General features: G+C 66.8%; 23 protein-coding genes and 1 pseudogene. 17 read left to right on the top strand and 7 right to left on the bottom strand.

The window, feature by feature from the left end; translation table 11 throughout:
* Positions 1-103: 103 nt before the first annotated feature.
* Positions 104-484: a DUF427 domain-containing protein gene (locus AWB95_RS00290; RefSeq protein WP_085167372.1), complete on the top strand. Its 381-nt coding sequence runs from the start codon at positions 104-106 to the stop codon at positions 482-484.
* Positions 485-494: 10 nt separating this feature from the next.
* Here AWB95_RS00290 and AWB95_RS00285 read toward each other — a convergent pair whose 3' ends face one another.
* Positions 495-890, bottom strand: a complete 396-nt coding sequence (locus AWB95_RS00285) for a nuclear transport factor 2 family protein (protein ID WP_099539754.1) — start codon at positions 888-890, stop codon at positions 495-497.
* A 60-nt stretch (positions 891-950) separates the two neighbouring features.
* On the opposite strand from AWB95_RS00285, the gene AWB95_RS00280 reads away from it, so the two are divergent.
* The 9 genes and pseudogenes from AWB95_RS00280 (at position 951) to AWB95_RS00240 (ending at position 9,227) form a co-directional block, all read left to right on the top strand.
* Positions 951-1,862, top strand: coding sequence for a DNA-3-methyladenine glycosylase family protein (locus AWB95_RS00280; RefSeq protein ID WP_085167370.1), 912 nt, complete (start codon positions 951-953; stop codon positions 1,860-1,862).
* A gap of 75 nt (positions 1,863-1,937) precedes the next feature.
* Positions 1,938-2,486, top strand: coding sequence for a Dps family protein (locus AWB95_RS00275; RefSeq protein WP_062541195.1), 549 nt, complete (start codon positions 1,938-1,940; stop codon positions 2,484-2,486).
* A gap of 81 nt (positions 2,487-2,567) precedes the next feature.
* Positions 2,568-3,104: pseudogene (locus AWB95_RS00270) on the top strand (pirin family protein); the annotation flags it as partial.
* A gap of 226 nt (positions 3,105-3,330) precedes the next feature.
* Positions 3,331-3,960: a TetR/AcrR family transcriptional regulator gene (locus AWB95_RS00265; protein ID WP_062541196.1), complete on the top strand. Its 630-nt coding sequence runs from the start codon at positions 3,331-3,333 to the stop codon at positions 3,958-3,960.
* A 58-nt stretch (positions 3,961-4,018) separates the two neighbouring features.
* Positions 4,019-4,963 carry a class I SAM-dependent methyltransferase gene (locus AWB95_RS00260; protein ID WP_062541197.1) on the top strand — a complete coding sequence of 315 codons (945 nt, stop codon included), beginning with the start codon at positions 4,019-4,021 and terminating at the stop codon, positions 4,961-4,963.
* Positions 4,964-4,968: 5 nt separating this feature from the next.
* Positions 4,969-5,898, top strand: a complete 930-nt coding sequence (locus tag AWB95_RS00255) for a class I SAM-dependent methyltransferase (RefSeq protein ID WP_099539756.1) — start codon at positions 4,969-4,971, stop codon at positions 5,896-5,898.
* Between the two features lie 45 nt (positions 5,899-5,943).
* On the top strand, positions 5,944-7,344 hold the full coding sequence (locus AWB95_RS00250; RefSeq protein WP_062541199.1) for an aldehyde dehydrogenase family protein: 1,401 nt from the start codon (positions 5,944-5,946) through the stop codon (positions 7,342-7,344).
* A 43-nt stretch (positions 7,345-7,387) separates the two neighbouring features.
* Positions 7,388-8,248, top strand: coding sequence for an SDR family oxidoreductase (locus AWB95_RS00245; protein WP_062541200.1), 861 nt, complete (start codon positions 7,388-7,390; stop codon positions 8,246-8,248).
* Positions 8,249-8,258: 10 nt separating this feature from the next.
* Positions 8,259-9,227 carry an NADPH:quinone oxidoreductase family protein gene (locus AWB95_RS00240; RefSeq protein ID WP_062541201.1) on the top strand — a complete coding sequence of 323 codons (969 nt, stop codon included), beginning with the start codon at positions 8,259-8,261 and terminating at the stop codon, positions 9,225-9,227.
* Between the two features lie 85 nt (positions 9,228-9,312).
* On the opposite strand, the gene AWB95_RS00235 is transcribed toward AWB95_RS00240, so the two are convergent.
* Complete coding sequence (locus AWB95_RS00235) at positions 9,313-10,125, bottom strand: tyrosine-protein phosphatase (RefSeq protein ID WP_062541202.1); 813 nt, start codon at positions 10,123-10,125, stop codon at positions 9,313-9,315.
* 1 nt (position 10,126) lies between these two features.
* The gene (locus AWB95_RS00230) at positions 10,127-11,338 is read right to left on the bottom strand and encodes an acyl-CoA dehydrogenase family protein (RefSeq protein ID WP_169714617.1); all 1,212 of its coding nucleotides are present in this window, start codon (positions 11,336-11,338) and stop codon (positions 10,127-10,129) included.
* A gap of 57 nt (positions 11,339-11,395) precedes the next feature.
* Between AWB95_RS00230 and AWB95_RS00225 the strand changes: the two genes are divergently transcribed.
* The 4 genes from AWB95_RS00225 (at position 11,396) to AWB95_RS00210 (ending at position 14,848) form a co-directional block, all read left to right on the top strand.
* Positions 11,396-11,857 (top strand): nuclear transport factor 2 family protein, encoded by a 462-nt coding sequence (locus tag AWB95_RS00225; RefSeq protein WP_062541204.1) that lies wholly within the window; start codon positions 11,396-11,398, stop codon positions 11,855-11,857.
* Positions 11,858-11,996: 139 nt separating this feature from the next.
* Positions 11,997-13,100, top strand: a complete 1,104-nt coding sequence (locus AWB95_RS00220) for a Re/Si-specific NAD(P)(+) transhydrogenase subunit alpha (RefSeq protein WP_062541205.1) — start codon at positions 11,997-11,999, stop codon at positions 13,098-13,100.
* Positions 13,101-13,427 (top strand): NAD(P) transhydrogenase subunit alpha part 2, encoded by a 327-nt coding sequence (locus tag AWB95_RS00215; RefSeq protein WP_045375487.1) that lies wholly within the window; start codon positions 13,101-13,103, stop codon positions 13,425-13,427. It abuts the gene before it with no gap.
* Positions 13,424-14,848, top strand: a complete 1,425-nt coding sequence (locus tag AWB95_RS00210; RefSeq protein ID WP_085167368.1) for an NAD(P)(+) transhydrogenase (Re/Si-specific) subunit beta — start codon at positions 13,424-13,426, stop codon at positions 14,846-14,848. Before AWB95_RS00215 ends, AWB95_RS00210 begins: the two co-directional genes overlap by 4 nt.
* A 26-nt stretch (positions 14,849-14,874) precedes the next feature.
* Here AWB95_RS00210 and AWB95_RS22815 read toward each other — a convergent pair whose 3' ends face one another.
* The gene (locus AWB95_RS22815) at positions 14,875-15,006 is read right to left on the bottom strand and encodes a hypothetical protein (protein ID WP_099539755.1); all 132 of its coding nucleotides are present in this window, start codon (positions 15,004-15,006) and stop codon (positions 14,875-14,877) included.
* Between the two features lie 140 nt (positions 15,007-15,146).
* Between AWB95_RS22815 and AWB95_RS00205 the strand changes: the two genes are divergently transcribed.
* Entirely contained in the window at positions 15,147-15,803 is a 657-nt protein-coding gene (locus AWB95_RS00205) for a TetR/AcrR family transcriptional regulator (protein ID WP_062541447.1), read from the top strand.
* Here AWB95_RS00205 and AWB95_RS00200 read toward each other — a convergent pair.
* Both AWB95_RS00200 and AWB95_RS00195 read right to left on the bottom strand, forming a co-directional pair.
* Complete coding sequence (locus AWB95_RS00200; RefSeq protein ID WP_062541448.1) at positions 15,766-16,575, bottom strand: class I SAM-dependent methyltransferase; 810 nt, start codon at positions 16,573-16,575, stop codon at positions 15,766-15,768. The two genes, AWB95_RS00205 and AWB95_RS00200, sit on opposite strands and share 38 nt — an antisense overlap.
* A 54-nt stretch (positions 16,576-16,629) precedes the next feature.
* The gene (locus AWB95_RS00195) at positions 16,630-17,529 is read right to left on the bottom strand and encodes an alpha/beta hydrolase (RefSeq protein WP_062541450.1); all 900 of its coding nucleotides are present in this window, start codon (positions 17,527-17,529) and stop codon (positions 16,630-16,632) included.
* Positions 17,530-17,586: 57 nt separating this feature from the next.
* On the opposite strand from AWB95_RS00195, the gene AWB95_RS00190 reads away from it, so the two are divergent.
* Both AWB95_RS00190 and AWB95_RS00185 read left to right on the top strand, forming a co-directional pair.
* Positions 17,587-19,383 carry an acyl-CoA dehydrogenase gene (locus tag AWB95_RS00190; RefSeq protein ID WP_062541449.1) on the top strand — a complete coding sequence of 599 codons (1,797 nt, stop codon included), beginning with the start codon at positions 17,587-17,589 and terminating at the stop codon, positions 19,381-19,383.
* A complete protein-coding gene (locus tag AWB95_RS00185; protein ID WP_085167366.1) occupies positions 19,374-20,705 on the top strand; it encodes an FAD-binding oxidoreductase in 1,332 nt (443 codons plus the stop codon). Before AWB95_RS00190 ends, AWB95_RS00185 begins: the two co-directional genes overlap by 10 nt.
* A gap of 39 nt (positions 20,706-20,744) precedes the next feature.
* On the opposite strand, the gene AWB95_RS00180 is transcribed toward AWB95_RS00185, so the two are convergent.
* On the bottom strand, positions 20,745-21,272 hold the full coding sequence (locus AWB95_RS00180) for a TetR/AcrR family transcriptional regulator (RefSeq protein WP_062539888.1): 528 nt from the start codon (positions 21,270-21,272) through the stop codon (positions 20,745-20,747).

Below are 21,272 nucleotides of genomic sequence, written 5' to 3'. Positions count from 1 at the left end.
GAGAACGCTCAGCTGACGCCAGCCGCCTAAACGCCACACGCAAATACGTCACCGAAATTCCGACCCAGACCACTTAGACAGCCACCTTTAAGGAGATGTCACCATGAGCCACCGTCCCGTCCTGGAACCGACCGCTGGGCATCCGATCACGATCGAGCCGACTACAGGACGGGTCCGGGTTCGCGTCAAAGGGGAGGTCATGGCGGACACGCGCGCAGCGCTGGGCCTGCGTGAGGCGACTATACCTGTGGTGCAATACATTCCGTTCGACGACGTAGTGTCAGAGCGGCTGACGCCCAGCGACACCACCACCTACTGCCCATTCAAAGGGGAAGCCAGCTATTACAACGTGACCACCGCGGCCGGCGACACAGTCGAGGACGCGATCTGGACCTACCGGGAGCCGTACCCGGCGGTGGCGGCGATCGCCGGGCACGTAGCGTTCTACCCCGACAAGGCCGAGATCAGCATCGAGCCCGACTAGGGTTCGCCGACTATCCGAAAACCTGTGCCGCCAAACGGGTATCGCTGTATTCGCGCACCGAGGTGATCAGCCCGTCGCGGGTCTCGACGATGAACACGAACGGGCTCTCGTAGCGCACCCCGTCGGCGGTGACACCTTCGCCCTGCGCTTCGATCGCGACGCTTTCGCCGTCGTTGAGGCAGCGGATGAGGTCGAAGTTGAGGTGCAGGCTGCGCGTGCGCCGCTCGACCTCGCGCCGCAGCGCTGCCTTGTCGACCGATTTGCGGGTGACGATGCTCCAGTAGGTGAAGTCGTCGCTGAGCAAGGTGAAGCACTCGTCGACGTCCGCGCCCTCAGAAAGGCATTGCAAAAACATCCACGCCAGTTCGGCTTGCGGGTCGTCGAACGGGGTGGTCACAACCGCCATCCTGGCGCGGAAGACAGTAAGGGGTCAATTGTGCACGGCGGAACCTATGATCCTGGGGAAGTGAAGACCGCCCGCACCGTCACGTTCCCGGGCGTGGTCAGTCCCGGGATCACGCTGGCGCCGCTGCGCCGGGGCCCGGGCGACCCGTGCTTCCAGGTAGCCGACGACGGCGCGATCTGGCGGACCAGTCTGCTGCCCAGCGGGCCCGTCACGGCGCGGCTGACCCGCGCGGCGGCCAACGCGGTCGAGTGCACGGCATGGGGCAACGGCGCGCAAGAGTTCCTCGACGCGTTGCCGGCTTTCCTCGGCGCCGACGACGACACCTCGGATTTCGTGCCGAGCCATCCGACCGTCGCCGCTGCGCACCGGAAGGTGCCACATCTGCGGCTGGGCCGCACCGGTCGAGTGCTCGAGGCGCTCATTCCGGCCGTCCTCGAGCAGCGAGTACCCGGCAAGGACGCGTTCCGGTCCTGGCGGGTGTTGGTGACCAAGTTCGGGACGCCGGCGCCCGGGCCGGCGCCGGCACGCATGCGGGTGCCCCCGTCGGCCGACGCATGGCGCAGGATCCCGTCGTGGGAGTTTCACCGCGCCAACGTGGACCCCGGCCGCGCCCGCACCGTCGTCGGCTGCGCGCAGCGGGCGGGGTCGCTGGAACGGCTGGTGTCGCGGCCCGCCGTACAGGCCCGCGGAGCGCTGACGACACTGCCGGGAGTCGGCATATGGACGGCGGCCGAGACGACGCAGCGCGCGTTCGGCGACCCCGACGCACTCTCGGTGGGCGACTACCACATTCCCAAGATGATCGGCTGGACGCTGCTGGGCCATCCGATCGTCGACGACGTCATGGTCGAGTTGCTGGAACCCATGCGGCCGCACCGCCACCGGGTGGTCCGCCTGCTGGAGGCCAGCGGTCTGGCTTACGAACCGCGGCGCGGCGCGCGGTTGCCGGTGCAGAACATCCATTCGCTTTAGTGGTTACCGGGCGCGGTCATCGGGTACCCGGCAGCCCGGAAGCGACCGTGTGCGAACGACCTTAGGGAGCAATCGATGACGCAGTTCACTGTCCCCGGGATGACCGACAAGCAGGGCGCCCGGGTCGCTGAGTTGCTGCAGAAGCAGCTGAGCACCTACAACGATCTGCATCTGACGCTGAAGCACATTCACTGGAACGTGGTCGGACCCAACTTCATTGGCGTACACGAAATGATCGATCCGCAAGTGGAATTGGTGCGCGGCTACGCCGACGAGGTCGCCGAGCGCATCGCGACTTTGGGCGCGTCACCGCAGGGCACCCCGGGGGCGATCATTCGGAACCGCAGCTGGGACGACTACTCGGTCGGCCGTGACACGGTGCAGGCGCATCTGGCGGCGCTCGACATCGTCTACAACGGCGTCATCGAGGACATTCGCCAAGCCATCGACGAGACCGAGGAACTCGACCCGGTCACCCAGGACATCCTGATCGACCAGGCCGCCGAGCTCGAGAAGTTCCAGTGGTTTGTGCGGGCACACCTGGAAAACGCCGGCGGCAAGCTGGCCCACGAAGGGAAACCCACCGAACGCGGCGCCGCCAAGGCCGCGCGCGGCAAGGCATAGCGGCGCAGGGAATTAATCGGACTGCGGTCCGATTAAAGCGGGTATCGGCACCAGGAGGTAGCCATGCCCGCCATAACCGCAGACACCCTGACCCTTCCCCGCTACCAGGCCATCGAGGCTCACGACGTCACATTGCTGGCCTCCGACGACGGTGGAGCGCTGATCCGCATCATCGCCGGCGACATCGACGGCTACCATGGCCCCGGCGTCACCCACACGCCGATCACGTTGGCCCACACCACGATCGCGCCCGGTGCGCGGCTGAACATCCCATGGGACCGCGACTTCAACGCCCTGGTGTACGTCCTGTCCGGACGGGGGACCGTCGGCCCGGTTGCTCACCCGATCCAGCAAGGCCAGTTGGCGGTTCTCGGCCCCGGTGACCGCATCACGGTCGCCGCCGCACCGTCCCAGGATGCGCATCGGCCCTCGCTGGAGGTGCTGATTCTGGGCGGCCGGCCCATTCGCGAGCCGGTGTTTCATTACGGACCGTTCGTGATGAACACCAAGACCGAGGTGATCCAGGCACTCGAGTACTTTGGTGCCGGCAAGTTCGGCAGCATCCCGCCGAACGCGCTGATGCCGTACCATCCCCGCCGCTCGGCTAACTCGACCTGACCCGCGTGCACCTCGACAGCAGCCCCGATCCGGCAAACTTCGACGAACCCGGGAGCGCGGCCGTCGACGGGCCCGCTGACGCCAGCCCGGGGCAACGTCAACCGTCGCCGGGGCATGTGACTCCGTGGGCAACGAAACCCCTTGACGTCGTTAGACGCGCGTAGAGTGCCCGTCGGCAGGTCGGCCTTCCCGAGGTGTGTGAAGTGATCTGTGGCACAATCAGAGAGTGCCGCATCCCGCGAGCCGGGGACCCGGTCGCCCCCCCGCAGCGAAGGCGGCCGAGACCCGCAAGCGCATCGTGCTTGCGGCTCGCGAGGTGTTCAGCGAACGCGGATACGACGCTGCGACATTCCAGGAGATTGCCCTGCGCGCGGACCTGACGCGCCCGGCGATCAACCACTACTTTTCGCACAAGCGCATGTTGTACCGGGAAGTGCTGGAGCAGACCAACGAACTGGTCGTCAATGCCGCTATCGCACGTGCGCGGCGCGAGGCGACCCTCGTCCAGCGGATTTCGACGTTGCTGGCCGCGGCAGCAGAGGCTGACTCCGAAAACCGTTCCGCCGCAAGGTTTCTGGTTACCGCAGTGCTGGAATCGCAGCGGCATCCCGACCTTGGTGACGCCGAGACGGACTCGCTGCGACGCACGCGCGAATTCGTTGGCTGGGCTGTGAGGGACTCAATCGAGCAGGGCGAACTCGCAGCCGACACCGATGCCGGATCGCTGACGGAGGTGTTGGTGGCGGTCCTGTGCGGTGTCGGCTTCTACTCGGGTTTCGTGGAGAGCGCCCATGAAATGGCCGCGATCATCGACCAGGTCGAGCGATTGCTGGCCGCGGCACTTCGGCAGCCGTAGTGAGATAGCGCACAGCGGCATATAGCTTGACTAACTTATTAGGTAGCATGGTGCCGGCATGACTGATCTGGACGAAGTGCGCTCCGCGCGAACCGAGGGCGACAGCTGGGACATTGCGACCAGCGTCGGCTCCACCGCCGTCATGGTGGCTGCGGCCCGCGCCGTCGAAACGGCGTCCCCCGATCCACTGATTCGCGACGAGTTCGCGCGGGTGTTGGTGTCGGCGGCGGGCCCGGCGTGGGAGCGACTGGCCAGCCCCGACCTGGAGTGGATCGGCGACGACGAGCATGGCCGGCGCTCACACCGGGTGGCCTGCGACTACCAGGCCGTGCGCACCCACTTCTTCGACGAGTACTTCGACGCCGCCACGCAGACCGGCATCCGGCAGGCGGTGATCCTGGCCGCCGGACTCGACTCACGCGCATACCGGCTTCAGTGGCCGGCCGGAACCGCGGTGTACGAAATCGACCAGCCCAAAGTCTTGGAGTTCAAGACCAGCACCCTGGAAGCGGCGGGTGCCGTTCCCAAGGCGACGCGGCGGGCCGTCGCAATCGACCTGCGCGAGGACTGGCCGGCTGCGTTGGCAGCGGCCGGCTTTGACCGTTCCCAACCGACCGCGTGGCTGGCCGAGGGTTTGCTGCCCTATCTGCCGCCCGACGCTCAAGACCGGCTCTTCGAGATGGTCACCGCGCTCAGCGCACCCGGCAGTCAGATCGCCGTCGAGGTGTTCAGCCTCGACAGCGGCAACGAGCGGCGCCGGGCCGCTCGGCGTGCGCGGTGGCTGCGCATGCAGCGACTCGGCCTGGACATCAACGTCGAAACCCTCACCTACCGAGACCCTGACCGCGCCGACGCCGCCGCCTGGCTGACCGACCACGGCTGGCAGGTGCACGCGGTGGGCAATCGCGAGGAGATGGCCCGCTTGGGTCGACCGGTTCCCGGGGATCTGACCGAGGAGGCGGTCAGTAGCACGCTGCTGCGGGCACGCCTGGGAGGACGATGAGCGTCATGCGCACCCACGACGACACCTGGGACATTGCGACCAGCGTGGGGACCACGGCGGTGATGGTGGCCGCGGCCCGCGCCATCGAGACCGACAAGCCTGACCCGCTGATCCGCGACCCCTACGCCAAACTCTTGGTGAGCCGGGCGGGCACCGGTGTGTGGGAGACCATGCTCGACGAGTCGATGGTCGCCAAAGTGGAGTCGCTCGACCCCGAGACCGCGGCGATCTTCCAGCACATGCGCAGCTACCAGGCGGTGCGCACCCATTTTTTCGACGAGTACTTCGCCGCCGCGGTCGCCGCCGGTATCCGCCAGGTGGTGATTCTGGCGTCCGGGCTTGATTCGCGCGCCTACCGGCTGCAGTGGCCGCCCGGCACCGTCGTGTACGAGATCGACCAGCCCAAGGTGCTGGCCTACAAGTCCTCGACGCTGGCCGAACACGGTGTCACGCCGTCGGCCGACCGTCGGGAGGTGCCGATCGACCTGCGCCAGGACTGGCCGGCCGCGCTTCGCGGCGCGGGCTTCGACCCGGCGGCGCCGACGGCCTGGCTGGCCGAAGGCCTGCTGATGTACCTGCCCGCCGAGGCCCAGGATCGGCTGTTCGCACAGATCACCGAATTGAGCCCGGCCGGTAGCCGCATCGCGGTCGAAACCGCTGCCAGCCACGCCGACGAGCGGCGCCAGGAAATGCGCGAGCGGTTCCAGAAGGTCGCCGACCAACTTGGCCTCGAGCAGACCGTCGACGTGCAGGACCTGATCTACCACGACGAGAATCGCGCGGTGGTCGCTGATTGGCTTGCCGACCACGGCTGGAAGGTCACCGCGCAGAACTCGGGCGACGAAATGCGCCGGCTCGGCCGGTGGGTGGAAGGCGTGCCGATGGCCGACGACAAAGACGCGTTCGCCCAGTTCGTCACCGCCGAGCGCGCGTAGTAGCCACCTGTTGCCCAACTAGCTGGTTGGCTACGATTGGCCCTCATGGCCACCGAAGCCCCAGAAACCACTGTCACCTCGACCGATGTCGCGAAGACGGTCGCTCGCTTACGGCAAACGTTTGCCACCGGCAAGACTCGGCCGGTGGAGTGGCGCCGCGAGCAGCTTCGCAACCTCGAACGCATGATGGCCGAAAACGAGGCCAAGATCGCCGATGCCCTGAACGAAGACCTCTGCCGCAAACCGTTCGAGGCGTGGATGGCCGACGTGGCGACCACTGCCGGCGAGGCGCGCTATGCCGCCAAGCATGTCAAGAAGTGGATGCGTCGTAAGTACACCCGGCTCGAGCTTTCGCAGCTGCCCGGCCGCGGCTGGATCGAGTACGAGCCGTACGGCACGGTGCTGATCATCGGTGCCTGGAACTACCCCTTCTACCTGACACTGGGTCCGGGTGTGGGGGCGATCGCGGCGGGAAACACCTTGGTACTCAAGCCATCTGAGGTTGCGGCGGCGTCGGCGCACTTGATGGCCGAGCTGGTGCCGCAGTACCTGGACAACGACGCGATCGCCGTGGTCGAAGGCGACGCATCGGTCAGCCAGGAGTTGCTGGCGCAGGGCTTCGACCGCGTGTTGTTCACCGGCGGCACCGAGATCGGCCGCAAGGTCTACGAAGCCGCGGCACCGCACCTGACTCCGGTCACGCTGGAGCTCGGCGGCAAGAGCCCGGTGATCGTCGCCGCCGACGCCGACGTCGACGTCGCGGCCAAGCGGATCGCGTGGATCAAACTGATGAACGCCGGCCAGACGTGCGTCGCGCCCGACTACGTGCTGGCCGACGCCAAGATTCGCGACGAGCTCGTCAGCAAGATCGGCGAAGCCATCACGACGTTCGGATCCCAGGATCCGAACGGGATGCGGATCGTCAATCAACGCCAATTCGACCGGCTGACAAGCTATCTGGCAGACACGAAGGGGAAGATCGCTGTCGGCGGCAAGTCCGACCCCGCGGATCTACGTATCCAACCGACGGTGGTCGTCGATCCCGATCACGACGATGCGTTGATGAAGAACGAGATCTTCGGGCCGATCTTGCCGGTGATCACCGTCCAGTCCCTCGACGAGGCAATACAATTCGTGAACTCGCGGCCAAAGCCGTTGTCGGCGTACCTGTTCACCAAGACCCGGGCCGTCCGGGAACGGGTGATCAAAGAGGTGCCCGCCGGCGGGATGCTGGTCAACCATCTCGCGTTCCAGGTGACCACCGCCAAGCTGCCGTTCGGCGGGGTCGGGGCGTCGGGGATGGGCGCCTACCACGGCCGCTTCGGCTTCGAGGAGTTCAGCCACCGCAAGTCGGTGTTGACCAAGCCGACCCGACCCGATGTGTCGGCCATGATCTACCCGCCGTATACAGAGAAGGCGTGGAAGTTGGCGCGCCGGCTGTTCTGACCCGTCGCGTCCCCCCCCCCCCTTGTAGCCAGAAAGGACAGTTATGCCCGGAGTGCAGGATCGCGTCATCGTCGTCACCGGAGCCGGTGGGGGATTGGGGCGCGAATACGCGCTGACCCTGGCGCGTGAAGGCGCCAGTGTCGTCGTCAACGACCTCGGCGGAGCCCGCGACGGGACGGGCGCCGGTCATTCGATGGCCGACCAGGTGGTCGCCGAGATCAAGGACGCGGGCGGGCGCGCGGTCGCCAACTACGACAGCGTCGCCGAACAAGAGGGCGCAGAGAACATCATAAAGACGGCGCTCGACGAGTTCGGCAAGGTCGACGGCGTGGTCAGCAACGCCGGAATCCTGCGGGACGGCACTTTTCACAAGATGTCGTTCGAGAACTGGGACGCCGTGCTCAAAGTGCACCTCTACGGCGGCTACAACGTCATCCGCGCGGCGTGGCCGCACTTCCGCGAGCAGAGCTTCGGACGGGTGGTGGTCGCCACATCCACCAGCGGGCTGTTCGGCAACTTCGGCCAGGCCAACTACGGGGCGGCCAAGCTGGGCCTGGTCGGCTTGATCAACACGCTGGCCCAGGAGGGCGCGAAGTACAACATCCACGCCAACGCACTCGCGCCGATCGCCGCGACCCGGATGACCCAGGACATCTTGCCGCCCGAGGTGTTCGAGAAACTCACGCCCGAGTATGTGGCGCCGGTGGTGGCCTACCTGTGCACCGAGGAGTCGGACGACACCGGGTCGGTGTTCATCGTCGGCGGCGGCAAGGTGCAGCGGACCGCCCTGTTCTCCAACGACGGTGTCACGTTCCAGGATCCGCCGTCGGTCGACGAGGTCGCCGCGCAGTGGTCGAAGATCACCGACCTGTCCGGAGCTCAGCTGGCCAAGTTCTCACTCTGAGCCTTAGGCCGTGAAAGCCTGTGTGGTACAGGAGCTCTCGGGACCGTCGGGTTTGGTGTACACCGATGTCGACGACGTCGTCGGCAATGACCACACGGTGGTCATCGACGTACGTGCCGCCGGTGTGTGCTTTCCGGACCTGCTGCTGAGCAAGGGTGAGTACCAGCTGAAGCTGCCGCCGCCGTTCATCCCTGGGACGGAGACGGCGGGGGTGGTGGCTTGGGCGCCCGAAGAATCCGGTTTCGCCGTCGGTGACCGGGTGTCGGCGTTCGGGATTCTCGGCGGCTTCGCCGAACAGGTGGCGGTTCCGCTGGACAATGTGATGCCCAGCCCCGCCGAACTCGACGACGCCGAAGCCGTTGCGCTGCTGGTGAATTACAACACCATGTACTTCGCGCTGGCCCGCCGCGCGGCGATGCGGCCCGGCGACACGGTGCTGGTCCTGGGTTCGGCTGGGGGAGTCGGCAGCGCGGCGATCCAGGTCGCCCGGGCGATGGACGCCGGCAAGGTGATCGCCATGGTTCATCGAACGGACGCAATGGATTTCGTCGAATCGCTGGGCGCCGACGTAGTCCTGCCGCTGACTGACGGCTGGGCGCAGGCCGTGCGCGACGTGACGGACGGCCGCGGAGTCGACATCGTCGTCGACCCGGTGGGCGGGGCGGCGTTCGACGACGCCATCCGGGTGCTGGCCATCGACGGCAAGCTGCTGGTGATCGGGTTCGCCGCCGGCAGCATCCCCACCGTCAAGGTCAACCGGCTGCTGCTGCGCAACGTCAGCGTGGTGGGAGTCGCCTGGGGCGAGTACCTCAACAAGGTTCCGGGTTCGGCCAAGGTGTTCGCCTGGGGCTTGAACCAGTTGGTGGCCCGTGGCTTGAAACCGCCGCCGCCGCAACGGTATCCGCTGTCAGAAGGCCGCGCCGCGTTGCAGGCCCTGGCCGACGGCGGTGTGCTGGGCAAGGTCGTCCTCGAGCCGTAGTTGCGCGCCGAGTGTGCGGTTTCGTACGCGACACGCCGATGCAGGCGTATAGAACGGCACACTCGACGAAGGGCCCGAAAGCTCGTCAGGTCAATAGCGCTTCGCGGAGCCGGTCCACGTCGGACTCGGTGATGCCGGCGTCGCGCAGGTAGCCTTCCAGCGAGCCGAACGTTTCGTCGATCGTCTGCCGCGCGGCATCGAGGTACTCCTCGCGGACGCCCAGGACCTCGTCGGAAAGCCGTGCCTCGGTGAACGTCATCACCTCGGGCGTCAATTCGGTCTCCGAGCGCTGCTTGACCATCTCCAGGATCTGCGCCCGCAGCGCAGGGGCGGCGTCGTTGCTGCGCAAGTAATCCGCCAGCACGGCGTCGCGGTTGATGCCGATCGTTTCGAGCACCGTCGCGACCATAAACCCGGTGCGGTCCTTGCCCGCGAAGCAATGTGCCAGCACCGGGCGGCCGGCGGCCAGCAACATGATCACGCGACGCAGCGCGCGTTGGGCGCCGTTGTAGGTGGGGAACCGGCGATACTCGTCGACCATGTAGCGGGCGGCGGCGTCCGCGACCGACTCCTCGCTGGGCTTCTCGGTCATCATCCGTTGCCACGCATGTTCATGCGGCGCAGCGCCGTTGGTCTCCTCGGCGGCAAGGTCGGGGATCGGCAGCAGGTGAATGTCGATGCCGTCGGGAACCCGGCCCGGCCCGCGACGCTCGACTTCGCGGGGCGAGCGCAAGTCGGCGACATCGGTGATTCCCAGCCGGTGCAGCGCATCTCGGCCGTCGTCGTCGAGTTGGCTCAGCTCACCGGAGCGAAACAGCCGGCCGGGGCGAATCCCGGCCGACAGCGCTACATCCCGGAAGTTCAACGCGCCGGGCAGTTCCCGGATCTCGGAAAGCACCTTAGGTGACCGCCGCCGCGAAAGCGCTTTTCTCCCGGCCGATTTCGGCGCGAGCGATCGAACGAAGGTGTACTTCGTCGGGTCCGTCGAAGATCCGCATCGCGCGATGCCAGCCGTAGAGCCGGGCCAGCGGTGTGTCGTCGCTGACGCCGGCCGCGCCGTGCACCTGGATGGCGCGGTCGATGACCTCGCAGGCAACCTGAGGAGCCACCGCCTTGATCTGCGACACCAACAGGTGAGCGGCCTTGTTGCCGTGCTGATCGATGGTCCACGCCGCCTTTTCGCATAATAGCCTGGCTTGATCTATCTCGTTGCGGGACTTCGCGATTGACTGCTGCACCACACCCTGCTCGGCCAGGGGCCGGCCGAACGCCACCCGGTTGCGGGCCCGGTTGACCATCAGCGCCAGCGCGCGTTCGGCCGCACCCAGGGCGCGCATGCAGTGGTGGATGCGCCCCGGGCCGAGGCGGGCTTGCGCGATCGCGAAGCCGGCGCCTTCGTCGCCCAACAGATTGGTGGTCGGCACCCGGACGTTGTCGTAGATCACCTCGCAGTGCCCGTGCTGGTCCTGCCAGCCGAACACCGGCGTCGACCGGACGACCGTGACGCCGGGAGTGTCCATCGGCACCAGGACCATCGACTGCTGTTGATGGCTGGCTGCATCCGGATTGGTGCGGCCCATCACGATCAGGAGCTTGCAACGCGGGTCGGCCGCGCCCGAGGTCCACCATTTGCGGCCGTTGATGACGTAGTCGCTGCCGTCGCGGGTGATCGTGGTTTCGATGTTGCGGGCGTCGCTGCTGGCTACAGCGGGTTCGGTCATCGAGAACGCACTGCGGATCTGGCCGTCGAGCAACGGCTGCAGCCACTGCGTGCGCTGCTCCTCGGTGCCGAACATGTGCAGGATCTCCATGTTGCCGGTGTCGGGTGCGGCGCAGTTGAGCGCTTCCGGAGCGATCTCCACACTCCAGCCGGTCTGCTCGGCCAGCGGGGCGTATTCCAGGTTGGTCAGCCCCGACTCGGCGGGCAGGAACAGATTCCACAGCCCGCGCTCTTTGGCCTTGATCTTCAGTTCCTCGACGACCGGCGGCACGGTGTGGTCGCCCGGGCCGGCTTCGTGGCGGTAGCGGTCGTATTCGGCCTCGGCCGGAAAGACGTACTCGGTCATGAAGTCGGACAGCCGCTTGTGGTAGTCGTTGCCCTTGGCCGACATCGCGAAGTCCATGACGCTCACGATATGCCACCGCTGTCCCGGAGCAGGATGGCAGTCATGACCGAAACCCGACCGCCGCTCCCGCCGTTCACGCTCGAGACGGCAATGCAGAAGGTTCAGTCCGCCGAGGACGCCTGGAACACCCGCGACCCGGAGAAGATTGCGGCGGCCTACACGGTGGATTCGCACTGGCGCAACCGCGACCTGCACATCATCGGGCGAGACGAGATCGTCGCGTTTCTGACCCGTAAGTGGCAGCGCGAGCTGGACTACTGCCTGCGCAAGAGCCTGTGGGCGTTTTCCGGAAACCGGATCGCCGTGCGGTTCCAGTACGAATGCCACGACGACGCGGGTCAGTGGTATCGCAGCTATGGCAACGAACTATGGGAATTCACCGACACCGGCCTGATGTCGCGGCGGGAAGCCAGCATCAACGACGTCGCGATCTCCGAATCCGAGCGCCGCTACTTCGGGCCCCGCCCCGAAGCGGAGTACGGCCAGGACATCCCGCTCTGGTAGTAGCAGGTGGCGAGCAGACGCAAATTCGCACGATTCCGGCCCCGATCGTGCGACTCTCTGTCTGCTCGTGAGGCGCGGTGCGGGCGCCAGATAGGGTGAGTGCCGATCCAACGGGGCAGGGAAAGAAGACGGAAGCGCTATGACGGAAACGCAGACGACGGTCGGGGTGGTCGCCGAGTCCGGGGCCGACGAGCGACGGGTCGCGCTGGTACCCAAAGCGGTCGGCCCGCTGGTCAAGAGTGGTATCGGGGTGATCGTGGAATCCGGCGCCGGTGAGCGGGCCCTGCTTCCCGACAACCTCTACACCGAGGCCGGGGCGGGCATCGGCGATGCCTGGGCCGCCGACATCGTCGTCAAGGTGGCACCGCCCACCGCCGACGAGGTCGGGCGGCTGCGCAAAGGCCAGACGCTGATCGGGTTCCTCGCGCCCCGCAACGCCGACAACCAGATCGAGGCACTGACCAAGGCCGGCGTCCAGGCGTTCGCGCTGGAGGCCATCCCGCGGATCTCCCGCGCGCAGGCGATGGACGCGCTGTCCTCGCAAGCGAACGTCGCCGGATACAAGGCGGTGCTGCTGGCGGCCTCCGAGTCGACCCGGTTCTTCCCGATGCTGACGACGGCGGCCGGCACGGTGAAACCGGCCAGCGTGCTGGTGCTCGGCGTCGGGGTGGCCGGGCTGCAGGCGCTGGCGACGGCCAAACGGCTCGGTGCGCGCACGTCGGGCTACGACGTGCGGCCCGAGGTCGCCGACCAGGTCCGGTCCGTCGGCGCGCAGTGGCTCGAGCTAGGCATCGCCGAAAAAATCTCAGCGTCCGGTGAGGGGGGCTACGCCCGCGAGCTCACCGACGAGGAACGGGCGCAGCAGCAGAAGGCCTTGGAGGAGGCCATCACCGGGTTCGACGTGGTGATCACCACCGCGCTGGTGCCGGGCAAGCCGGCGCCGCGGCTGGTGACCGCTGCGGCGGTGCAAGGCATGAAACCCGGCAGCGTGGTCGTCGACCTGGCCGGGGAAGCCGGCGGCAACTGCGAACTCACCGAGCCGGGCAAGACCATCGTCAAACACGACGTCACGATCGCCGCGCCGCTGAACCTGCCCGCGACCATGCCCGAGCATGCCAGCGAGCTCTACAGCAAGAACATCACCGCACTGCTGGAGCTGCTGATCAAGGACGGCAAACTGGCCCCGGATTTCGACGACGAAGTCGTGGCCGCCGCCTGTGTGACGCGCGGAGAGGACAGCTAGATGTACGACGAACTTCTGGCCAACTTGGCGATCCTGGTGCTGTCTGGGTTCGTCGGCTTTGCCGTGATCTCCAAAGTGCCCAACACACTGCACACCCCGCTGATGTCGGGCACCAACGCCATCCACGGCATCGTAGTGCTCGGCGCGCTGCTGGTGCTCGGAACGATCGAGCACCCGTCGCTGGCTTTGCAGATCATCCTGTTCGTTGCGCTGGTGTTCGGCACACTGAACGTGATCGGCGGCTTCATCGTCACCGACCGGATGCTGGGCATGTTCAAGGGCAAGAAGCCCGCTCCGGTGAAATCAGAGGAGCCGGTGGCGAAATGAACTACCTCGTCACGGTTCTCTACATCATCTCGTTCGCGCTGTTCATCTACGGGCTGATGGGCCTGACCGGGCCCAAGACCGCCGTGCGCGGCAACTTGATCGCTGCGGTCGGCATGGCGATCGCCGTGGCCGCCACGCTGATCCTGATCCGTCATACCCATCAGTGGCCGCTGATCATCGCCGGCCTGGTGCTCGGCGTTGTGCTCGGTGTGCCGCCGGCGCGGCTGACCAAGATGACGGCGATGCCACAGCTGGTGGCGTTCTTCAACGGCGTCGGGGGTGGCACCGTCGCGTTGATCGCGCTCTCGGAATTCATTGACACAAAAGGCTTTTCGGCGTTCCCGGCGGATGAGTCGCCAACCGCACACGTCGTCGTGGCGTCGTTGTTCGGCGCCATCATCGGGTCGATTTCGTTCTGGGGCTCCCTGGTGGCGTTCGGCAAGCTGCAGGAGATCATCTCCGGCCGGCCGATCGGGATCGGCAAGGCGCAGCAACCCCTGAACATGTTGCTGCTGGCCGGCGCTATCGCCGCCGCGGTGGTCATCGGGCTCGGCGCCCATCCGGGCAGCGGCGGGGCGTCGTTGTGGTGGATGATCGGGCTGCTGGCCGCCGCCGGTGTGCTGGGTCTGATGGTGGTGCTGCCGATCGGCGGCGCCGACATGCCCGTCGTCATCTCGATGCTCAACGCGATGACGGGTCTGTCGGCGGCCGCTGCCGGGTTGGCGCTGAACAACACCGCGATGATCGTCGCCGGCATGATCGTCGGCGCGTCCGGTTCGATCCTGACCAACCTGATGGCCAAGGCGATGAACCGCTCCATCCCGGCGATCGTCGCCGGCGGGTTCGGCGGCGGCGGGGTGGCCCCGGGCGGCGGCGACGGCGGCGACAAGCACGTCAAGGCCACCTCGGCCGCCGATGCCGCGATCCAGATGGCCTACGCCAACCAGGTGATCGTGGTGCCGGGTTACGGGCTGGCGGTCGCGCAGGCCCAGCATGCGGTCAAGGACATGGCCACGCTGCTGGAAAGCCGTGGGGTGCCGGTGAAATACGCGATCCACCCGGTTGCCGGCCGGATGCCCGGCCACATGAACGTGCTGCTTGCCGAGGCCGAGGTCGACTACGACGCGATGAAGGACATGGACGACATCAACGACGAGTTCGCCCGCACCGACGTCACGATCGTCATCGGGGCCAACGACGTCACCAACCCGGCGGCCCGCAACGAGGCGTCCAGCCCGATCTACGGCATGCCGATCCTTAACGTGGACAAGTCCAAGTCGGTGATCGTGCTCAAGCGGTCGATGAATTCTGGGTTTGCCGGTATCGACAACCCGCTGTTCTACGCCGAGGGCACCACGATGCTGTTCGGCGACGCCAAGAAGTCGGTGTCAGAAGTGACCGAGGAGCTCAAGGCTCTCTGACGGGCAGACGCGGAGACCCGCGCTGCCTAGACCGGGGGGTACGCGGGCGGTGGGTAGCCGTTGCCGTCGACGACGCCGCGCAAGCCCCAGGGCATGTACTTGAAGAAGAACTCGAGTTCGTCGGAAACGTCGTAGCTCGGGTCAGGATCGGGATTCATCTGAGCACCTCTCGACTTGACGACGCGGTTCGCCAGGCAAGTCTAGTCCCATCGCACGACGGCGCGACAGTAGTTGCCTAGACTACTAACCAGTTGATTGATACCGGCACGTGGACCCGGCCGGCCGACAGGGAGTACGCATGCCATCCGAGAACGGGCTCTCCCGCCGCGAAGAGTTGCTGACCGTTGCCACCAAGCTGTTCGCGGCACGCGGGTATCACGGTACCCGGATGGACGACGTCGCCGACGTGGTCGGCTTGAACAAGGCCACGGTCTATCACTACTACGCCAGCAAGTCGCTGATCCTCTACGACATCTACCAGCAGGCGGCCGAGCGCACGCTGGCCGCTGTGCACGACGACCCGTCGATTTCGGCGCGCGAGGCGTTGTACCAGTACACCGTCCGGCTACTGGACCAGATCGCCGCCAACCCCGAAGGCGCCGCGGTGTACTTCCAGGAGCAGCCCTACATCACCGAGTGGTTCACCGAGGAGCAGGTTGCGGCTGTCCGGGAGAAGGAGGTCCAGGTCTACGAACACGTGCACGGCCTCATCGACCGCGGCATCGCCAGCGGCGAATTCTACGAATGCGACTCCCATGTGCTGGCACTCGGCTACATCGGGATGACGCTGGGCGCCTACCGGTGGCTGCGGCCACACGGCCGCCGCACGGCACAGGAGATCGCCGCCGAGTTCAGCACCGCGCTGCTGCGCGGCCTGATCCGTGACGAGACGATCCGTGCGGAGTCACCGCTCGGGGTCAAAACCGAAATCGAAACAGCCGGTCAAAGTTCCTGACGACCGGGATCGCGCCGACGAGCCGGTAGAACGCGCGTTGCGGCCGCAACGGGATCTGTGCCGGGTCGACGATCGGTGTTATCTCGACGAGTTTCAGCCGCGGGTTCCACTCGCTGGATTCGCGGCCGTCGCGCGTGCCTGATTTGACGATCCCCTTCGTGAAGATCTTGGACAGTCGCGGCGCCCACGGCGCTTCGAGGTCTGCCAGCAGTTCGCCGTGGTCGAAGCGATCGAGCAGCCGCTGCAGCAGAGCCCGTATCTCGGCCTCGCTCAGATACATCAGCAGTCCTTCGGCGACGATCAATCCGGGACGGCCGGCCGGTATCTGGTCGACCCATTGCGGATCGGTCACCGAGGACCCGATCATCCGGTAGCCGTCGGTGTCGTCGTACAACTGGCGACGCAAGCTGATGACTTGCGGGACGTCGACGTCGAACCATTGCTGTGTCGGTTGCAGCCGGAGATACCGGGTATCCAGCCCGCAGCCCAGGTGCAGCACCACGGCGTCCGGATTGTGGTCCAGGAAGTCCGCCGCCCAATCGTCAAGTTGCTTGGCGCGCAACGCAACCAAGAACTGGTAGACTGACGGCTGGACCCTGCGGTGCACGCGGGCAAAGTCGTAGTCGATCCGGTCCACGGCGTCGGCGGCCGCCCGGTCACCGAGAATCGGCTGCGCCAAACGGCTTTCGTAGGCGCGCAGGTACAGCGTGCAGAGGTTCGTCCATTCCACCGAACCCCAGCGCACCCCGGAAAAGTCGACCTTGTCCGTCACCGCTTCCTCCTTTGGCGCGGTAGTAATTGCCGAGCGACAGGTGAGCACCGTCCGTTAATTCGCCTTGCCGGCCTTCAGGTGCTTGTCGAGGAACGCGATCTGGTCGGCGACGACACGCTCGAAGGCGTCGTCGACGTAGATCGCGAAATGGCCTTCGGGATAGAGCTTGACCTCTCCCTTGGGCGCCTTGGCGGCGTAGCGCAGCGTGGGGCCGGCCGGCGCCACCGAGTCGGTTTCGCAGACGCAGAACAGGATCGGACACGGGATTCTCGCGGTGAGCCGGCCCGGCCGATATGCCAGGATCTTGACTCCGATCCGGGCCGCGACCTCGTTGGGCGGCTGTGCTCCGTCGGGCATCAGCCGCAGATAGCCGGCATACGCGTCGGAGGCGTTCATCAGCGCCACCTCGCCCGGCATGCCTGCCGTCGCGACCATCACCGGATCCCTGCCAAGCCGCGCCGCTACGAGGTCGCGGATCGCCAGCGCACTGAGGCGTGCGGTGACGCGCGGGCTGAGGGTCCGCGCCGAGGCGATCCCGTCGGTGAACGGACATTGCGCGACGACGGCCGCGATGCCGGGCAGCTGCGCTGCGGTGGCGATCACGTGCCCGCCGCCAAAAGACGTGCCCCACAGGCCGATCCGGCTGTCATCGATCCCAGGCAAGGTGCGACCGTAGGCAACGGCGGCGGTCCAGTCCTGCAACTGCATACCCACGTCGAGCAGCTGCCTCGGTTGGCCCTCGCTGTCGCCGAAGTTGCGGTAGTCGAACACCAGGCACGCATACCCGACGGCGCTGAACCGTTCGGCGTAGGCGTCCAGCCGCATGGTGCGCACCGCGCCCAGCCCGTGAGCCATCACCAGCAGCGGCGCATCGCCGGTGCCGTCCGGTCGGTAGAGCCACGCGCTGATCCGGTCGTGACCGGAGTTGAACCAAACGTCCTCCCGTTGCGCCATGTGCCGCATCATTCCGTACGGTGAGGTGACACGAAAGACCGACGGTGGAGGACGCGGGTGAAGTCGACACTGCTCTCGCGGCGAGACCTGGACTTCTTGCTCTTCGAGTGGTTGCGGGTCGAGGAACTGACCAAGCGGGAACGCTTTGCCGAGCACTCCCGGGAGACGTTTTGCGACGTGCTCGAGTTGTGCGAGCAGTTGGCGACCCGATACTTCGCGCCGCACAACAAGAAGAGTGACGCGCACGAGCCCGGCTTCGACGGCGCGACGGTCACGATCATTCCCGAGGTGAAGGAGGCGCTGGACGCCTTCGCTGCCGCCGATCTGCTCGGCATGGCGATGGACACCGAACTCGGCGGAGCGCAACTGCCGGCGACCGTGGCGCAAGCCGGCTTCGGCTGGCTGGCGGCGGCCAACGTCAGCACCGCCGGCTACGTCATGCTGACGATGGCCAACGCAAATCTGATCGCGAAATTCGGTACCGCCGACCAGATCTCGACCTTTGTCAAGCCGATGCTGACCGGCCGGTTCTTCGGCACCATGTGCCTGTCTGAAACCCAGGCGGGATCGTCGCTGGCCGACATCACCACCCGCGCCGAACCTCACGACGACGGCAGCTACCGGCTGTTCGGGTCGAAGATGTGGATATCCGGCGGCGAACACGAACTGACCGACAACATCGTGCATCTGGTGCTGGCCAAGATCCCCGGCGGGCCGGCGGGCACCAAGGGTATCTCGCTGTTCATCGTGCCCAAATTCCTTGTCGGGCCGGACGGTTCGCTCGGGGAGCGCAATGACGTCGTGCTGGCCGGGCTCAACCACAAGATGGGGTACCGCGGAATCACCAACACCGTCCTCAACTTCGGTGAAGGAGCCTTCCGGCCCGGCGGGGAAGCCGGGGCCGTCGGCTACCTGGTCGGCGAACCGCACCGCGGCATCACCTACATGTTCACCATGATGAACGAAGCCCGGCTCGGCGTGGGTATGGGCGCAATCGCGCTGGGCTACACCGGATACCTCAAGTCGCTGCAGTACGCCCGCGAGCGCCCCCAAGGCCGCCCGGTGACGTCGAAAGACCCGGCAGTCCCGCAGATTCCGATCATCGAGCACGCGGACGTCAAACGGATGCTGCTGGCGCAGAAGTCCTATGTGGAAGGCGCGCTGGCGTTGGCGCTGTACTGCGCCAGGCTTGTCGACCTCCAGCACAGCGCGGAGTCGGCCGAAGAGCGCGACAACGTCACGCTGCTGCTGGACATCCTCACGCCCATCGCCAAGAGCTGGCCGTCGCAGTGGTGTTTGGCGGCCAACGACTTGGCGATCCAGGTACACGGTGGCTACGGCTACACCCGCGAGTACGACGTCGAGCAGCACTACCGTGACAATCGCCTGAACCACATCCACGAGGGCACCCATGGCATACAAAGCCTGGACTTGTTGGGCCGCAAGGTCACTCAACGTAACGGCGCCAGCCTGCTGGCCCTCAACGACGCGGTAGGGCAGAGCATCGCTGCGGCCGAGGCGGCGGGCGGCGACCTGGCGGGCTTCGCCGCGGAACTGGACGCGGTGCGCCGACGGTTGACCGCAGTGACCACGGCGATGTTCGCGTCGGGAGACATCGAGGCAGCGATGGCCAACAGCGCAATCTACCTCGAAGCCTTCGGCCACATCGTCATCGCCTGGATGTGGCTGGAGCAACTGCTGGCCGCCCACGGCAAGACCGGCGACTTCTACGACGGCAAACGCCAAGCGGCCCGCTACTTCTTTCGCTACGAATTACCCAGGACCGCACCGCAACTCGATCTGCTGGAAAGCCTGGACCGCACCACGCTGGAGATGCAGCCGCGGTGGTTCTAGCGAGCCTCGCGGGGGTGGTGGGCCCCCACCACGTCAGCACCGACCCCGACGTGCTGGCCGGCCGCAGCGTCGACCACACCGGCCGCTACCGGGGACGGGCCAGCGCGCTCGTGCGGCCGGGGTCGGCCGGCGAAGTGGCCGAGGTGCTGCGGATCTGCCGCGACGCGGGAGCGCACGTCACAATCCAGGGCGGCCGCACCTCGCTGGTGGCCGGCACCGTGCCCGAGCACGACGACGTGCTGCTGTCCACCGAACGGCTCAGCGCCGTCGGCGATGTCGACACCGCCGAACGCCGCATCGAAGTGGGCGCCGGCGCAACGCTGGCCGCGGTGCAGCGCGCCGCGGCCCACGCGGGCCTGGTGTTCGGCGTCGACCTCACCGCGCGTGACACCGCCACGCTCGGCGGCATGGCGTCCACCAATGCCGGCGGCCTGCGCACCGTGCGATACGGCACCATGAGCGCGCAGGTCGTCGGTCTGGACGTCGCGCTGCCCGACGGCTCGGTGCTGCGCCGGCACAGCCGAGTGCGGGCCGACAACACCGGCTACGACCTGCCGGCGCTGTTCGTCGGCGCCGAAGGCACCCTGGGTGTTATCACCGGACTGGATCTGCGGCTGCACCCCACCCCGACGCACCGGGTGACAGCGGTGTGCGGGTTTTCCGACCTGGCAGCACTGGTGGACGCCGGGCGGTTGTTCCGCGACCTCGACGGCATTGCCGCGCTGGAGTTGATCGACAGGCGGGCCACGGCGGCCGTGCCGGTAGACGGTGACTGGCTGCTGTTGGTGGAGCTGGCATCCGACCACGAGCAGACCGAGCGGCTGGCCGGCGCGCTGGCGGGCGTGGCGATGTGCAGCGAGCCGGCCGTCGGCGTGGACCCGGCCGCCCAGCAGCGGCTGTGGCGGGTGCGGGAATCGGTCGCCGAGGTGCTAGGTGCGTACGGCCCGCCGCTGAAGTTCGATGTGTCCCTCCCGCTTTCGGCGGTTGACGGGTTCGCCGCGGCAGCCGACGAGCTGATCCGCCGGCATGCGCCCGATGCGCTTCCCGTGCTGTTCGGGCACATCGGCGAGGGCAATCTGCATCTCAACGTGCTGCGCTGCACATCGGACGCGGAAGCCGCGCTCTACGCGGCGATGATGGAGTTGATCGCGAGGTGTGGCGGCAATGTCAGCTCCGAACACGGGGTCGGTAGCCGCAAACGCGGCTACGTCGGCATGTCGCGTGAAGCGGCCGACGTCGCGGCGATGCGAAGGATCAAAGCCGCTTTCGACCCGACGGGTTACCTCAACGCGGCGGTGCTGTTCAGTCCCGCGCCCCTGTGACGATGCGGGCCGTGAAGCGGCCCGAGGAGGAACAGGGCATTAGCGGTGGCTGATGCCCACCGCGTGGCGCAGCTGGGCGAGGAACTGGTCGGCGTCGTCGCTTCGCACGATGTAGTGCGAGACTGCCACCCGGATCGCCGTCGCCGCCTTCACCGCGCCGCCGGGCCCGGGCATCAGCCGCTCCAGCCCCGCCCGCATGACCGGCATGATCCGGGACAGCTCGGCGATGACGTGCTCGGGTTCGATGTCGACCATCCGCACACCGGTGTACGAGTGCTGGTACTCGACCATGAAGCGCAGCGCGGCGTCGAGCTTGTCGACGCCCTTCAGGCCCGCCGTCGCCTGGGCCAAACCGCTGTCGAACACTTGCCGCTCGTAGCGCGAAAATGCCGAGAGCAGGTCCTCTTTCGACGGAAACCAGCGGTACAGCGTCGGGCGGGAGACACCGGCCTGGGTCGCGACGTCGGACAAGCTGAGCTTGCGCTTGCCGTTACGGCCGAGCACTTCGGCGGTGGCGGCAAGGATGCGCTCCTGTGTGGAGGTGTCGCCCACAGACGTCGTGCTCAC

The organism is Mycobacterium celatum, assembly GCF_002101595.1.
GTDB classification, from domain to species: Bacteria; Actinomycetota; Actinomycetes; order Mycobacteriales; family Mycobacteriaceae; genus Mycobacterium; species Mycobacterium celatum.
Note: the sequence above shows the minus strand (reverse complement) of the source record. Positions and strands in the feature narration are given on the sequence as shown.